Origin of the sequence: Actinobaculum sp. 313 (assembly GCF_003073475.1) — a bacterium.
Taxonomy (GTDB): Bacteria; Actinomycetota; Actinomycetes; order Actinomycetales; family Actinomycetaceae; genus Asp313.
Genome location: NZ_CP029033.1, coordinates 871,035 through 885,779 on the forward strand (window position 1 = coordinate 871,035; position 14,745 = coordinate 885,779).

The window sequence follows — 14,745 nt, forward strand, 5'->3', positions numbered from 1 at the left end:
TATAGGAGACAAGTACTATGCCCAAGCCTACGAAAGGCCCGCGTCTCGGTGGCTCTGCCGCCCACCAGCGGCACATCATCGCCAACCTGTGTAAGGACCTCATCCGCAACAAGTCGGTGCGGACCACGCAGGCGCGCGCCAAGGCCGTGCAGCCGTATATGGAGAAGCTCATTACGAAGGCGAAGCGTGGCGATACGGCCAACCGCCGCCAGGCGCTGAAGGTGCTTGGCGATCGCGAACTGGCCTACATCCTCTTCGAGGAGCTGGCTCCGCTATTCGCCGAGCGCGACGGTGGGTACACCCGCATCACCAAGATCGGTAACCGCAAGGGCGACAACGCCCCGATGGCGGTCATTTCTCTGGTGACCGAGAAGGTTTCGCCGAAGCAGGCCGTTGTACAGGAGGCCGAGAAGGCCGCCGCCAAGGCTGCTGCGGCTGAGGAATCTGCGGAGGAAGTGGAGGAGTCCGAATCCGCAGAGTCTGCGGAGTCCGCCGAGAGTTCCGAGTCGGCAGAGTTGGCAGATGATGCCGAGGCTACCGACGACGCCGAGAAGTAAACGATTCTTATACGGTGAGGGGGCACTCCGTCGGGTGCCCCCTCGTTGTTTACGCCTGGGTGTCATTTCCGACTGGGCGTTGTTCCCGACTGCGCGGCGTGGCCGAGATGCGCGGCTTGGCCCCGGTTTCGTGTTGTCTTCTCGGCGCCTCGGCGTCGTTGCTGATCAGGCGTCTGCCGCTCGGGCGTTGTGGCCGAGATGGGCGTTGTCTCCGGCTGGGCATCGGGTGGGGGCTGCGGGGCTTAGAGGCCGGTTTGTGTGTCTAGGTTGGGCGTGTTGGGGTGGCTGCTGACACCCAGTACATCGTGTGCTTGTAGACTCTCCGGGTTTTCCTCCAAACTCCGGGTTATTCGCGGAGAACTGGGGAAACCCGGAGACTTCGGGTAGCGTGCTATGGCCCGGGTTGCGGGTAGGTGCATCACGGGTTCGGGTCGGGGGTGGGAGTTGCCCCGCGGCACCTAGCCTGCATGTGGCGCACTGCGCTCCGGCCTGTTAGCGGTGCGGGCGGGCGAGCGACCAAGCGCGCACGCCACCGTTCATTCCGGCAGCATTGGGAATAAAACTGACGTTGTCGCCTAGCCGGGCGCGCACGGTCGGCGAAATTCGCGCGCTATTGCCACCTCCCAAATAGAGTCGGTCCCAGCGGAAGACGGGCCACAGATACTCAAGGGCACGCAGCACTCGGCGGGACCAGGCGGAATCGCCAAGCCGGATACGCTCCGCCTCACCGATCACGTCATCGTAGGTCAAGCCCCACCGCATAGGAGCGTGCGACAATTCGAGATGCGGCGCCAGCTGGCCGTCGTCGACAAGCGCGGAACCCAATCCGGTTCCCAGCGTGATGACGAGTTCGGAGCCTCGGCCCGAGACCACACCGGCGGCAGCGACTTCGGCGTCGTTCAACACTAACGCGGGTACGGCGAACCGTTCCTGCAATACCGCGGCCATGTCGAGGTGGTCCCATGCCTCCGCCAGCTCCGGAACAATCTTCGTATGCGGTCCGGAGCGCCGAATGTAGTGCGGCGTGTAGATTACGATCCCATGGCGGATCATGCCCGGCATACCCAGGGTGATGCGGTCGAATTCACCAAGAGAGTGCGCATGGTCCGCAACGATGCCGAGAAGGTCCTCGGAGAGAGGGGATAACGCAGGGCGGTTCGTTGCGGCGGGCCGATTTGAAAGCCTCCTGGGTCCAAGATGCAGCTCTTGATTCCGCCGCCGCCGCAGTCGACGGCGAGCGTGCGCGGCTTGGGTGGACCCAGCGGGGTATGGGAGACTTCACTCATGACTTCGACGGTATCGCAAACTGTGCGGCTGCGTCTCGATCTGGCGTACGACGGTGCGGGTTTTCACGGTTGGGCGGCACAGCCCGGATTACGAACCGTGGAAGGAACGCTGGCGGAGGCCTTGACCACCGTCTTGCGTCATGAGGTGCAGCTCACCGTTGCCGGGCGTACTGATGCCGGTGTCCATGCACGTGGTCAGGTAGCGCACGTCGATGTTCCAGCGGCCGCCTTCGCGGGCCTTTCCGGCCGTAGCAAGCGGGAGCCGACGGAGGCCTTGCGGGCGCGGCTGACAGGCGTGTTGCTGCGCGCAAGTGTTGGCGGTCCGCGGGGATCGTCAGACCTTCTTGTTCGCGCGGTATCGCTTGCACCCGCGGGATTCGATGCGCGCTTCTCCGCGCTTGCTCGCACCTACAGTTATCAGGTAGCCGATTCCGTTGGCGGTTACGACCCACTGCGCCGCAGCACCGTTCTCTGGTTGCCGGAAAGACTGGATGTGCAGGCAATGCAGCGGGCAGCGATCCCGTTGCTCGGGGAACATGACTTTCTTTCCTACTGCAAGCCGCGCGAGGGGGCGACGACGGTGCGCGAGTTGCAGCTGCTCGAGATTGCACGGCGTGGCGAACTAGTGCAATTCACCGTCCGTGCCGACGCATTCTGCCATTCCATGGTTCGCACATTGGTGGGGACTCTGTTGCGGGTCGGAAATGGAAAGAGACCCGAAGAATGGCCTGCGGAGCGGTTGGCGGCGCGCAGACGCGACGGCGAGGTTGTGGTGGCACCTGCCCATCCCCTCACCTTGGAGCGCGTCAATTATCCTGATGATGCGCAATTGGCGTCGCGGGCCCAGGTTACGCGGGCGGTCCGGAATTGTGGTTGTTAGCAGAACTGGTCCATCATGGGTAAATGTGGAGGCAGATCACGTTGCGAAAGAGGTACGAGTGGACTCAGGAAAGGTAATTGAACGCTACCCCGTTCCGCCGGAAAAGCCGCGGTATACGAGCGAGGTGCAGAAAGTATCCGGTCGACGCGGGCCGCGCCTCTACGAGGCGGTTGCCGGAGTGTTCGTCGTTTTCGGATTGATCTTAGCGTTTTGGTTGGCGGGACTGCTGTTGATGCGCGCTTTACCCGGGGAACCGCTATGGATTGTGTACTTGCTGCTATTCTGGGCGCTGTTAACATACCTTGCCCTTCCACGCTTGCACCAGTTGTTCACACTGATTTATGTGCCGGATTACTTCATCGGACGGACCCGTACAGGTGACGGGTTGCTGGGTGACCCGGTGAACCTCGCATTGGAGGGCAGCGAGGAAGATATTCACGCTGCGATGCAGGCGGCGGGATGGACGCTTGCCGATGAGATAACTCTGCGTTCTTCGTGGGGGATGATCGTTTCGGCTCTCGGGCGTCGTTCTTATCCGGCGGCCCCGGTCTCCAATTTGTATCTTTTTGGGCGGCGCCATGCTTTTGCCTACCAACAGGAAGTCGATGGGAACGCTTCGCAACGTCATCATGTGCGATTCTGGCGCACGCCAGACGGCTGGCGTTTGCCCGGCGGTGAAAGAGTGCAGTGGCTCGCTGCGGGAACCTATGACCGCTCGGTCGGGCTATCCGCTTTTACCGGGCAGGTCACACACAAGATCGATGCGAACATTGACATCGAACGTGACTACATCATCAATACGGTTCGCTACGCGGATCCTCAGTCAAGCGTGCGGGTGATTGACCAATTCTCCACCTCGTACCACTCCCGCAACGGCGGCGGAGACGAGGTACATACAGACGGTGATCTTCCTGTTCTTGATGTCGCGGGTGCCGCGCCGCGGTTGCGACTCTCCACCGCAGACGGCGGGGAGCAGAGCGAGCGCGCGCACCGCCTGCCGCCTCTGCCCCTGCTCGGGGCGGGATTGCTGAGCATTATGTCTGTTGTCGCAGCCTGTGGCGATGTGTTGCAAGGTCCGGATGCTTTGACCGGAACACGCCTTGTTGTGCAGTCGTTGATACTGCTGACGTGGATCCAGGCGGTCCGGCACAGGCGTTGGGCCTGGGTCGCCTTCATGGCAATCGAAACTCTTGCTGCCTTTGGAACGCTGTGTTTCCCCGACGAAGCCAGTGGTATTTTCCAAGCGGCGCTCGCGGTGCTCGTCGTTCTGGCCGTCACGGCGAATCCGGTGCGCGCCTGGGTTAATGAAGGTCGCACCGACCCGCGCGTCCGGCTTCCGCAGTCGTGAGACGTATGTGCATGACGTCTGGAGCAAACCGTTGAATGGGCGCGGCACGTGCCGCTGATTGGCTAAAGAACGACCCGCTGACCAGGCGGCTAGCCCACGTCGCCATACGATTCGTGCCACCGGTCCGTCTGGAGCGGGCACGATCCAGACGCACCCGCTCCAGAGGAACGCTGCGAGGGCTCGCGCCCGTTCCAAGGTACCTGCGGCGTGCCACTAGCAACAGTTCATTTGCACTGCAGTTAGTTCCAAAGCAGGCCCGGTGCGAAGACCTCCTCTTTGATCTCTTCAAAGAGTCCGATCTCCCGCGCGACGTCGAGAACCGTGTAACGTGACCGGTAGTACATGGCGCGGGGGAAGGTCTCGCGCACATCGTCGGCGGTCAAGCCGATGTCTTCCGGACGCGACGGCGCACCGGCCTCGGCCAGCATCCGCTGCAGCTCCTTAACGGGCATGAGTTGCCCGGAGAGTCGCTCCCGCAGTGTGGGCCAAGCGGCGCGCAGTTTCTCGACCCGCGTGCGTAGCCCATCCGCATCAACGTACTTCTCACGGGTCTCGTTGATCCCCTTGTCGATCAACGGCCCGGACATTGTGTTGCGAATATCGGCCTCAATGGCGCCCCAGGACGGCCAGGCGGCCACCACGGCGTCGATATCGAGTGCGGAAATATCCCGCAGCAGGAAACGCTCGTGGAAAGCCGTCATAGCGAGCGTCCCGATCACCACCTTGAAGCCGTGGCTCAGGGGCGGGTCGAGCTCGGCGCCCAAATGGTTCAGCTCCCACAGGTGACTGAAATAGTGCTCGGCACCCGAGGCGGGCCGAGTGCCACGCGCCACCTGCATGGCTAAGCCGGACATGACTAGACCGGAACATAGACCCTCGTAGGCCTCGGGTACGCCAGCGGCGAGTTCGGTCGGCCGTGACAGGGCTTCGCGCACGCCTCCTTGGACCAGTTTCCATGCCAGCGGGTGAATGGGATCGACACCGACGGCGTCGGCGTACATCCAGTCCGCCCCGGCGGGAATCTTCGCCGAGAGATCGCCATAACCTGACGCTGCCATGGGACGCGGGGCGCCAGCGGCGACGTCCAGATCAAAGATCACTGTATGAGGAGCCGGGCAGGGCATGGTGATCTTCAAACCGTCGCGCGTCATAGGGGCGCCGAAGCCGGTGTAGCCGTCCATGGAGGCAGCTGTTGCGACGACGGCGTAAGGTTGGTCAAGTTCCCCGGAGGCCAGCTTTGTGAGATCGTTGAGTGTGCCGGAGCCGATGGCGATTCCAAGAGCTCCGCCCGCTGTCAAACGTTCTTTAATCTCCACACAGTGATCGTAGGAGGCATAGAGGGTTGGCCTGCCGGGGAAAATCATTGGGTCGATGGCGGTAACGCCATCCTCCGCCTCCAGATAACCCTGGATGGTCGCTCCCGCAGCCTGCCAGGTATTCTCGTCGGCGACCAACATGACCGGGCGATTCCCGACGCTGCGCAGCATCTGGGCGATGATCTCTCCAGACTTTGTGATGACGCCGCGTCCGACCTCAATAGCCTTGGTGCTTTCGGCCTGGGCGAGCCCTTGTGCGGTGATGTCCTCTTCTGCAGTCATTTCTTTCCTTATTCTCCGTGGTTGAGAACTGTATTCCTTGTGACACCGACTCATATGCATGCCGGATACCGCGCAGATCGATTGGCAATATCGGAGAAGGCCATCGCGCAGATCCCTGCACCTTGCGGTTGTCTCAACCTTTGTTTGTTCGATGGTCGAAAGAGGCGTGATGGAGCTCGAAGAGTGCCGGGTAGAGTTCCGCATACTGGTCGACCCAGAAGCGATACTCCTCGTAGCGTGCCGGGTCTGGCACGATTGTGGTCTTCTCGTGAACCATCGCCGCAGCCGCTTCGTGTAGGTCCTTGTACCGACCTGCCGCAACGGCCGCCATCATGGCCGAACCAAGGGTGGGGCCGTCCTGCACTTCGGTTATTTTGATGCGCAGTCCCGTAATATCGGCATGCATTTGTAGCCAGGAGGGGCTATTCAATGCTCCACCACATGCCACAATGACTTCCGGGTTGTAGCCGAGTGAGCGCAGAGTACGTAGGTTCATTTCCAAGCCGTAGCAGGTGGCCTCCTGGATCGCGTGGTAAATGTGCTCTCGGCTGTGGTTCAGGCTCAGGCCGGTGATGGTGCCGCGGGCGCGCGCGTCCGTATAGGGGCTTCGGTTGCCCTGGAAGTAGTCCGTGACAAGCACACCGTCCGATCCGGGGCCGATATCCTTGCTGGCCTCGTTGAGGATCTCATAAGGGGAAGGACCGCCGTTCTTATGTGCTTCGGCTAGATCGGCGCAGAAGGTCTGCAGAAACCAACGGATAATGGAGCCGGTGGATACTTGCGAGGCTTCGAGCGTGTACTGGCCCGGCACAAGGGCATCCGTGTGCGCGCCGAAGAGGCCCGGACCATGCATCGTTTGTGCCGACTGGGCGAGCAGGCAGTTGCTGGATCCGGTGATAAGCGCCATTTGGCCCGGGTTGAGGACGGCCATGCCGATCATGCCCGCCTCGGCATCGATGCCCCCTGCAGCCACGGGAGTCCCAGCGACGAGGCCGAGTTGCTCGGCGGCTTTTGGTGTGAGTTCGCCGAGGTGATCACCCATCACCTTGAGATCGTTCGGCATCTTATCCATTAGGTCGTCGAGGCCAAGTTGGGCGTAGAAGTCGACCGGGAACCCGCCATGGTCATTGTTGTGGTACATCTTCAGGGATGCACTGGTGAGATTTACGCAGGCGCGGCCCGTAAGGCTGAAACCGATCCAGTCCGGTGCGTCCAGAACCCATTTGGTACGCGCCCAGATATCCGGTTCGTTCTCCTTGACCCACAGTGCTTTGTAAATGAACCATTCAGCCGAGGCCGGATCCTCGCCGCCTGCGTTGTAGAGGCGTGCCCAATGGCTAATGTCGGATGCGCGGGCTGCCTGGTTTTCGGCGCGCACGTCGGACCACATGATCGCGCGACGTAGGGGAGTGTCGTCCTCGCCGACGGCGATAAGCGTTGCGGAGGTGGCATCATAGCCGATTCCGGCAATGTCGGCCGGGTCAACGCCGGATTTTTCGAGCACCTTGTGGACGGAGGTGACCAGTGCATCCCACCATTCGTCGGTATCCTGCTCCACCCAGCTTTGATACGGGTAGTAGGACGTAACATTTGTGTCGTGAAAGGCGAGGGGATGACCCTCGGCATCAAACAAACCAACTCGGCATCCGCCCGTGCCCAAGTCGATACCCATATATGCCTGTGGCATGGATCTTCCTCCTTTGGAGATCTACGGCAATCATAGACAACGCTAGCATCTGCCCGGGCTGCCCGCGGGATTTCGGGGAAGCCGATTCCACTGGGCGATGGCTGGCATATCTCTTGGAATTGCGCCTCTCTTGGAGTTGCGCCGACGACGCCGGTTTGACATCCGTATCTCGGCGGCCGCTGGCCGTCGTCGTGCGGGGCCTGTCGGAATAGGGTGCGGCGGAATCATCTTCTGGCGAGAAGGTCGGAGAGAGTCGTCGGGCCGGGGAGTGCGATGGAATGATCACCGGCTGGTAGGTGTGGACGGTAGTACGTGATGGAGTGCGGGAGCGGGTGCACCGTCCGCCGACGCAGTGCCGTCGCTCACAGCGGGCTCTTCCTTTTGACCGCGCCAAATCCGGCCAGTATTCTTAGTTGATGTTGTGTGTGCTGTTTGCACGGTGTTCTTCCCACTCGCCGTGCCGCATCCGACAGTAAGTTACCTACCCTTTGGGGGTCGTGTCCTCTTACCGCGGTCCCCGATACGAGAAACGAAGGCTACGCCCGTGCGCACGTATACACCGAAGCCCGGCGACGTCGAACCGAAGTGGTATCTTATTGATGCCGACGGCGTCGTCCTTGGCCGATTGGCAGCTCAAGTTGCCACCCTGCTCCGTGGGAAGCACAAGCCGAACTTTGCCCCTAACGCTGACACTGGCGACTATGTGATCGTCGTCAACGCTGGCAAGGTCGAACTGACCGGCAGCAAGCGGGAGCAGAAGATGGCCTACCATCACTCCGGTTACCCGGGTGGTCTGAAGGCCACCAGTTACACGGAGCTGCTTGCAACCAAGCCTGAGCGCGCCGTCGAAAAAGCCGTTGCGGGAATGCTCCCGAAAAATAAGCTGGCTCGTAAGCAGCTAAAGAAGCTCAAGGTTTACGCCGGCGCTGAGCATCCGCATACCGCTCAGCAGCCCGAAACCTATGAGCTGAAGAAGATCGCTCAGTGATAACCGGAAACAGGATGTAAGTAAATGGCTGAGACCACAGTTGATACTGAGCTGGACGAAGAATTCACCGGCTCTTACACCACGGAGAGTGAAGCTCCACGCGTTGGTCAGGGTTCCTCCCTGACCGCTCCGGGCCAGGCAGTCGGCCGCCGTAAGGAGGCGGTTGCCCGTGTCCGTCTTCTTCCTGGAACCGGCGAGTGGAAGATCAACGGCCGTACTCTGGAGGATTATTTCCCCAACAAGCTGCATCAGCAGCTAGTGCGTTCGCCGTTCACCCTGCTGGACCTCGAAGGTCGTTTTGACGTCGTTGCCCGTATCAACGGCGGCGGCGTCTCTGGACAGGCGGGCGCCCTGCGCCTCGGCATTGCCCGTGCACTCAACGAGATTGACCGGGAGGCCAATCGTCCGGCTCTGAAGAAGGCCGGGTTCCTGACGCGCGATGCTCGCGCGGTTGAACGTAAGAAGGCCGGCCTGAAGAAGGCCCGTAAGGCTTCGCAGTTCTCCAAGCGATGAGATTGTTACGACGAGGGGTTCCGAGATTCGGGACCCCTCGTCGTGTATATAGTGGAGCGCGAAGCGCGAACCGGGCTGCCGCACACACCGAGAAGCCGATGCGGGGCGTCGTCGTCGGTTTAATGCGATACTGACCAATGAACTGATCAAGGGAGTAGTAATGCCTCGACTTTTTGGTACCGATGGAGTACGCGGACTCGCTAACCGCGAGGTCACCGCCAGTCTCGCCCTCTCTTTGGGAGATGCCGCGGCGCGGGTGCTCACCGAGTCCACAGAATCCGGACGCCACCCGCGCGCGGTTATCGCACGCGACACGCGCATCAGCGGGGCCATGCTGGCACAGGCGGTGGCGGCTGGCCTGGCAAGCGCCGGCGTCGACGTCGAGCATGTTGGAGTATTGCCCACACCCGGGCTGGCGTATCTGACCGCCAGTCGGGACGTGGATTTAGGCGTTGTTATCTCCGCTTCGCATAATCCAATGCCGGATAACGGCATAAAATTCTTCGCCCGTGCGGGTTACAAACTCGAGGACGCGCTTGAGGATCAGATCGAGGCGATCCTGGGGCAGGACTGGGAGCATCCCGTCGGCGCGGATGTTGGGCGTATTTCCAGCGCGGTGGAAGCTGCTGACGCTGCTTACGTGGACCATTTGGCGGCCTCGATCTCGACGCCACTGAATGGACTGCGGATCGCCGTGGACTGCGCAAATGGTGCCGCATCAACGGTGGCACCGGAGGCGCTGCGCAAGGCGGGTGCGGAACTCGTTGTTATCAACGCGTCCCCGGACGGGTACAACATTAATGTCGCCTGTGGTTCGACCCATCCGGAGCAGTTACAGCGCACGGTGGTCGAGTCCGGTGCCGACTTCGGTGTAGCTTTCGACGGCGACGCCGACCGCTGCCTCGCGGTGGACGGCAACGGCAAGATGGTGGATGGCGACCAGATAATAGGAATGCTGGCCCTGGGGCTGAAGGAAGAGGGACGCCTGGCACATGACACCTTGGTTGTCACGGTTATGTCGAATCTGGGCCTGATCCTCGCGATGCGCAATGCCGGTATTGAAACGGTGCAGACGGCGGTTGGTGATCGGTACGTTTTGGAAGCCATGCGCGCGGATGGTTATGTGCTTGGCGGTGAGCAGTCCGGGCATGTGATCAACATGGAGCATGCCACCACCGGCGATGGCACTTTGACGGCGCTGCTGGTGGCTGAACGCGTTGCCGCAACGGGTAAGTCGTTGGCCGAGTTGGCCGGCGTGGTGCAGCGCCTGCCGCAGACGCTGGTGAATGTGCCGAATGTGGATAAGACTGCGACCAGCAGCAACAGTGCTGTTACAGGTGCCGTGGCCGCCGCCGAGGAGCGGCTGGGCGAGACCGGCCGCGTGGTGCTGCGTGCTTCTGGCACTGAGCCCTTGGTGCGGGTAATGGTTGAGGCCGCGACCCAGGCCGAGGCTGACAGTGTTGCGGCCGAGCTGGCAGAAGTGGTGAAGAAGAATCTCTCCCTGTAGATGTGGGGATTTAGCAGCGAGCTTGCGGGATGCGTGGGTGGGCTTGTGAGAAGTGTCGGTGAGCCTGCGAGAAGTGTCGGGTTTTTCAAGAAGTGTCGTGTGAAAGGGCGGAGTTTCTTGAAATTCCCGACACTTCTCGGCGTGGTGTGGTGCTTGGCGTTGTCTGGTGTGCGGGGGTGTTCGGTCGTGGCTGGGGTGGCTGTGTGCTGGGGGTTGTGTTGTGGGTTATGGTTGGGTAGTCTCGGGGTGATTTAATGGTGCTCGCCGGTTTGGTTTTCACTGGTTGGCTTGAGATGAAGGAGTTGGGATTATGGCGACGGTGGCGGAGATTGCGACGTGGCGCAGTGGGCCGTTGCGAGAGGCGAGTGCGGATTTGAAGACGACGGCGCGCCGGTATGCGGAGGTTGCCGAGGGGTTGGGCGGGTTTGTGAATGATGAGGTGTTTGTTGGTGAGGCAGGTGATGCGGAGGCGGCGTCGCGGCGGGCCTTGGTTGATGATATGGGGGATATGCAGCGGATTTTGGAGAAGGCAGCTAATGATTTTGATGCGATTGCGGATGCTATTGATGAGTTGGTACCGGAGGCGGAGGGGATCAGGATTGAGTTGGGTGGTGCGCAGGTGCCGGATGTGGGTGGTGCGGGGATACCGGATGGTGTGTATTGGCGGGCGACGACGTGTATGAGTAAGGGTGATGCGATTGTGAGAGCGTTGGAGGATGTGTATGCGGAGTTGGGTGGTTTGGTGGCGGCGGGTGAGGCGCCGAGTGCGGCGATACTCTCGCATGGTGTGTCTGCTCCGAAGTGGGGGTGGAGTGTTGAGGAGGTTAATGATTGGTGGATGTCTCTGTCGCGGGAGGAGCAGGAGACGATTATTACGAGTCATCCGGAATGGATCGGCAACTTGAATGGGATCCCGATTGATGACCGCAGTGATGCCAACGTGAATCGCTTGGATGAGGAGATCGAGGCGGTCACGGCTGAACTGGAGAAGGCGGAGGAGGAGTGGGAGGCATCCCGTGCGATGACGGTTCCGGAGATGGGGCCGATGGTGCAGCGTGCTCCTGATCTGGTGGCGCTCCAGGATAAGAAACGCCAGTTGGAGGCGTTGAAGCAAGCGTTCGAGGAGGACAACGGGACGCATAGCCTGGTGAGTTTGGATGTGTGGTCGAGTGATCGTTTGCGTGCGGTGGTGGCGATTGGAGATGTGGATCGGGCGGATCGGGTGATGGTGCATACTCCGGGGATGACCTCGACGGTCAGTAGTAGTCTTGTGACCTTTTCCGGTCAGTGGGGTAGTGGTGTTGAGGGCGTGCAAAATGTCTTGAATGAAGGAAAGACACAGCTGGAACGTGAGGGTCGTGGTGATGAGTTGGCTGGGGTGGTGTTTTTGGGGTATGACGCGCCGCAGTGGGATGAGATGGTCTCGAGTAATTCGGTGGCGTTGAGTAAGAGTGCGAGGGAGGGTGGTGAGAATTTGGCGGGGTTGTTGGATTCGATTCAGGCGACGCATGAGGGGGATTTGTATCTGGTGGCGTCGGGGCATTCGTATGGGTCGACGGTCACGGGGTATGCGTTGCGGCAGTCCACGGTTGCTGATGAGGTGATGGTGATGGGTTCTCCAGGGATTACGACGCGGCAGAATCAGGATGTGAATATGGTGCCTGGGCATGTGAATGTGGGCGAGGCGCAGGGGTTCCCGCGGATTCCCTTCGTGGATGTCGGTGATGGTGACCCGGTGGCTGATCTGGGTTGGTTTGGTGGGGATCCGAGTACGTCGCGGGAGTTCAACAGGATTGGTACGGATGAGTGGACCAGCGCGGAAGGGGTGGAGTATACGGACTCGAAGGGTCATTCCGAGTATTACGATGTTGGGCGGACCTCGGTTTATGATCAGGCCAGTGTGCTGATCGGTAATGGTGTGGTTGCGGGGGTGGAGCAGTGAGTATGCGGCGTGTGCGGTATCTGGTTGGTTGTCTTCTACTGTTAGGAGTATGTATGGCTGGTTGTTCTGATTTTTCGGATAGGTATTACGGGCGGACGGATGAGTATCTGCCGACTCGGAATGTCTCGTATGTGGAGGCGCGGCGGGAGGCGATCCTCCTGCTGCTGCAGTTACAGCAGACCCTGTCGGATGAGTTTGATGTGGGTGAGTGGACGCCACCAGCGCTGGGTGGCGGCTCGCAGGTTGATAATACGACTTCGGGGTGTCCGGCCGGGACGGTGATCGAGCGATGGAAGTTGGGGACGGCGGGGCCGCTCACGGGTGAGACGTGGCCGCAGGCGGTGGACCGGTTTACGGAGATTCTGACCCCGTTAGGGTTTAGTGGCCCGGTGGATACGACGGTGCGGGCGGAGGATCACACGGTGGTGTTTTTTAATGAGGAGACCGGGCAAAAGGTTGATCTGGGCTATTACAAGCGGACTTTGGTGGTGGTTGATACGGGGTGTGTGCCGGGGAAGTGGTCGCAGGATTGGCCGCAGGGCACCGAGGTTGTCCCAGAACACCTACGCACCACCGGCCGGGCGATCCGCAGTGGCGAACCCGAGGAATGGGCACCCTACACTCCGGCCTCAGGGGAACAGGCGTCTCAGGAAGGAGGTGAGGGGTAATGGACCGTTTGAGTGTTGATCCGGAGGTGTTACGGGATCGTGCTCGTGATGTGGATGAGTATGCGCAGCAGATCGGTAACACGCCGGGTTCTACGTCGTTAATCGGTAGCTGGTCGGCTGTGCCCAGTGCGAAACTCTCGAGCAAGTCCATGGATGCCGGTGCGGCATTATCGGACGGGCGTCAAGCCAGCATTGCCCGGTTAGAGAAGTTAGCTTCCGGGCTGCGAGGCGCAGCCCAAGACTTCCAGGAAACTGACGAACACGTCAACGCGAGTTTTTTGAGTGCAGTCTATGCGGCACTAGCATCCTTCTAAACGTTTGGAATGAGCATGCTGCTAGAACCGCCGCGGGACTCTTGCCGGTGGTTACGGTCGGCGCGACGGTGGTTTCGGGTGGGTGGATGAGTATCTCGCGACTCGGTAGAGGCCGAATGTGGAAGGCGCGGACGAATAAGCGGGTTGATTACTGATTTGGGTGCGTTGCCGGGCCGAACTTTCCAGCCCGGACGCGTGAGACGACTACAGCTTGCGCAGGTACACGCTTTCAATGAGGTGGTCGGCTCCCTTACGCAGAATGATGTCCGCGCGCGAGCGGGTGGGGGCGATATTCTCCAGCAAATTCGGCAGATTGATGGTTCGCCAGATCTCCTCACCGCGGGCGCGTAGTTCGTCGTCGGGAAGCTCGGCGAATTGGTGGAAGAACGCTCCCGGCTGGTTGAAGGCGACGTCACGCAGCTTGAAAATGCGGTCGATATACCATCGTTCGATATCCTCGGCGTCGGCATCAACGTAGATGGATAGGTCGAAGAAATCGGATACCGCGAGTAATTCGCCGGTACTACGGCTGCGCCGAGGAGGATGCAGAACGTTCACTCCTTCAACAATCAGAATGTCCGGGTGATTAACCTCCCGGTAGGAACCGGGGATGATGTCGTAAATGACGTGATCGTACAAGGGGGCCCGTACATGCGCCTCACCCGCCTTCACCGCTTTGAGGAAATCGATAAGCGCCGCGCGGTCGTAGGATTCCGGGAATCCCTTCTTATCCATTATGCCGCGCCGTTCTAACTCTACATTGGGCAAAAGAAAGCCGTCGGTGGTCACGAGGTCCACCTTGGGAGTAGCTGGCCAACGACGTAGCAGCTCCTGCAGGAGCCGCGCTGTAGTCGATTTCCCGACGGCCACCGACCCGGCGATCCCGATAACGAACGGCGTCCGCTCTTCCTGTAGGCCGAGGAAAGCGGATGTTTTCCCGTGCAGCGCGCCGACTTCCGCCGTGTACATCTGCAGCAGCGCGGAGAGGGGCCGATAGACGGCGTCTGCTTCGTGCAGGTCAATTGGGTCTCCCAAGGCGGAGAGTCGGCGAATATCGGAATGAGTCAGCGGCAAGGGAGTGGACTGTGCCAGTGCGGCCCACTCATCATGCGAAAAACTCAGGACATGCGTGGGCGACGTCGTCGTTTTCATCGCTTGTAGTGTACGACGCAGTACAAGGTGAGGGCGAGGTGAACGACAAATGCCTGTGGCGAGTATCCCTGCGCCTGACATTCCTGACGATCCTGCCAATCCGGTATCTGGGGCTGGAGTATGGCGGTGAGGCGGATGGCTGGGGAAGCGGACCGGCAGATGGAAGCGGTCTGGCGGATGGCTCAATCGGCCCGGCAAGTGAAGCCGATAGGCGTACCCTGCCCTGGGTATAACGCGCGGTATAACGAATACGGTCAATGGGCGCGGAAAGCCCTCCCGCGCGAGCGCGGCGGCGACGATTCTAG

At 60.6% G+C, this 14,745-nt stretch carries 13 protein-coding genes and 1 pseudogene; 10 read left to right on the top strand and 4 right to left on the bottom strand.

Features of this window, described 5'->3' with window-relative positions:
- Positions 1 to 17 precede the first annotated feature (17 nt).
- Positions 18 to 557, top strand: coding sequence for a 50S ribosomal protein L17 (gene rplQ / locus DDD63_RS03780; RefSeq protein WP_108715253.1), 540 nt, complete (start codon positions 18 to 20; stop codon positions 555 to 557).
- 492 nt (positions 558 to 1,049) lie between these two features.
- Here rplQ and DDD63_RS03785 read toward each other — a convergent pair.
- Positions 1,050 to 1,843 (bottom strand): annotated as a pseudogene (locus DDD63_RS03785) (ROK family protein).
- Between DDD63_RS03785 and truA the strand changes: the two are divergent.
- Positions 1,842 to 2,723: a tRNA pseudouridine(38-40) synthase TruA gene (gene truA, locus DDD63_RS03790; RefSeq protein WP_108715254.1), complete on the top strand. Its 882-nt coding sequence runs from the start codon at positions 1,842 to 1,844 to the stop codon at positions 2,721 to 2,723. The pseudogene DDD63_RS03785 and the gene truA sit on opposite strands and share 2 nt — an antisense overlap.
- A 58-nt stretch (positions 2,724 to 2,781) precedes the next feature.
- Positions 2,782 to 4,071 carry an LssY C-terminal domain-containing protein gene (locus DDD63_RS03795; protein WP_240611405.1) on the top strand — a complete coding sequence of 430 codons (1,290 nt, stop codon included), beginning with the start codon at positions 2,782 to 2,784 and terminating at the stop codon, positions 4,069 to 4,071.
- Between the two features lie 239 nt (positions 4,072 to 4,310).
- Here DDD63_RS03795 and DDD63_RS03800 read toward each other — a convergent pair whose 3' ends face one another.
- Together DDD63_RS03800 and DDD63_RS03805 are read right to left on the bottom strand one after the other, a co-directional pair.
- Entirely contained in the window at positions 4,311 to 5,669 is a 1,359-nt protein-coding gene (locus DDD63_RS03800) for a sn-glycerol-1-phosphate dehydrogenase (RefSeq protein WP_108715255.1), read from the bottom strand.
- A 133-nt stretch (positions 5,670 to 5,802) separates the two neighbouring features.
- The gene (locus tag DDD63_RS03805; protein WP_108715256.1) at positions 5,803 to 7,356 is read right to left on the bottom strand and encodes an FGGY family carbohydrate kinase; all 1,554 of its coding nucleotides are present in this window, start codon (positions 7,354 to 7,356) and stop codon (positions 5,803 to 5,805) included.
- 544 nt (positions 7,357 to 7,900) lie between these two features.
- On the opposite strand from DDD63_RS03805, the gene rplM reads away from it, so the two are divergent.
- The 6 genes from rplM to DDD63_RS03835 all read left to right on the top strand — a co-directional run bounded on the left by rplM (position 7,901) and on the right by DDD63_RS03835 (position 13,288).
- Entirely contained in the window at positions 7,901 to 8,344 is a 444-nt protein-coding gene (gene rplM / locus DDD63_RS03810) for a 50S ribosomal protein L13 (protein ID WP_108715257.1), read from the top strand.
- A 24-nt stretch (positions 8,345 to 8,368) separates the two neighbouring features.
- A complete protein-coding gene (gene rpsI / locus DDD63_RS03815; protein ID WP_108715258.1) occupies positions 8,369 to 8,857 on the top strand; it encodes a 30S ribosomal protein S9 in 489 nt (162 codons plus the stop codon).
- Positions 8,858 to 9,017: 160 nt separating this feature from the next.
- Positions 9,018 to 10,364: a phosphoglucosamine mutase gene (gene glmM / locus DDD63_RS03820; RefSeq protein WP_108715259.1), complete on the top strand. Its 1,347-nt coding sequence runs from the start codon at positions 9,018 to 9,020 to the stop codon at positions 10,362 to 10,364.
- 310 nt (positions 10,365 to 10,674) lie between these two features.
- Positions 10,675 to 12,306, top strand: a complete 1,632-nt coding sequence (locus DDD63_RS03825) for an alpha/beta hydrolase (protein ID WP_108715260.1) — start codon at positions 10,675 to 10,677, stop codon at positions 12,304 to 12,306.
- 53 nt (positions 12,307 to 12,359) lie between these two features.
- Positions 12,360 to 12,974 (top strand): LppA family lipoprotein, encoded by a 615-nt coding sequence (locus tag DDD63_RS03830; protein ID WP_164505443.1) that lies wholly within the window; start codon positions 12,360 to 12,362, stop codon positions 12,972 to 12,974.
- Positions 12,974 to 13,288: a type VII secretion target gene (locus DDD63_RS03835; protein ID WP_108715262.1), complete on the top strand. Its 315-nt coding sequence runs from the start codon at positions 12,974 to 12,976 to the stop codon at positions 13,286 to 13,288. The genes DDD63_RS03830 and DDD63_RS03835 overlap by 1 nt, the downstream gene beginning before the upstream one ends.
- A gap of 204 nt (positions 13,289 to 13,492) precedes the next feature.
- Here DDD63_RS03835 and coaA read toward each other — a convergent pair whose 3' ends face one another.
- Entirely contained in the window at positions 13,493 to 14,440 is a 948-nt protein-coding gene (gene coaA, locus DDD63_RS03840) for a type I pantothenate kinase (RefSeq protein ID WP_108715263.1), read from the bottom strand.
- Between the two features lie 38 nt (positions 14,441 to 14,478).
- Between coaA and DDD63_RS03845 the strand changes: the two genes are divergently transcribed.
- Complete coding sequence (locus DDD63_RS03845; RefSeq protein WP_108715264.1) at positions 14,479 to 14,673, top strand: hypothetical protein; 195 nt, start codon at positions 14,479 to 14,481, stop codon at positions 14,671 to 14,673.
- The last annotated feature ends 72 nt before the right edge of the window (positions 14,674 to 14,745 follow it).

What these genes read in the sequence shown, in the direction of transcription:
- rpsI (WP_108715258.1), top strand. Translation starts at nt 8,369, where the DNA reads ATGGCTGAGACCACAGTTGATACTGAGCTGGACGAAGAATTCACCGGC.
- rplQ (WP_108715253.1), top strand. Translation starts at nt 18, where the DNA reads ATGCCCAAGCCTACGAAAGGCCCGCGTCTCGGTGGCTCTGCCGCCCAC.
- truA (WP_108715254.1), top strand. Translation starts at nt 1,842, where the DNA reads ATGACTTCGACGGTATCGCAAACTGTGCGGCTGCGTCTCGATCTGGCG.
- DDD63_RS03825 (WP_108715260.1), top strand. Translation starts at nt 10,675, where the DNA reads ATGGCGACGGTGGCGGAGATTGCGACGTGGCGCAGTGGGCCGTTGCGA.
- DDD63_RS03805 (WP_108715256.1), bottom strand. Translation starts at nt 7,356, where the DNA reads ATGCCACAGGCATATATGGGTATCGACTTGGGCACGGGCGGATGCCGA.
- DDD63_RS03830 (WP_164505443.1), top strand. Translation starts at nt 12,360, where the DNA reads ATGGCTGGTTGTTCTGATTTTTCGGATAGGTATTACGGGCGGACGGAT.
- coaA (WP_108715263.1), bottom strand. Translation starts at nt 14,440, where the DNA reads ATGAAAACGACGACGTCGCCCACGCATGTCCTGAGTTTTTCGCATGAT.
- DDD63_RS03800 (WP_108715255.1), bottom strand. Translation starts at nt 5,669, where the DNA reads ATGACTGCAGAAGAGGACATCACCGCACAAGGGCTCGCCCAGGCCGAA.
- glmM (WP_108715259.1), top strand. Translation starts at nt 9,018, where the DNA reads ATGCCTCGACTTTTTGGTACCGATGGAGTACGCGGACTCGCTAACCGC.
- DDD63_RS03835 (WP_108715262.1), top strand. Translation starts at nt 12,974, where the DNA reads ATGGACCGTTTGAGTGTTGATCCGGAGGTGTTACGGGATCGTGCTCGT.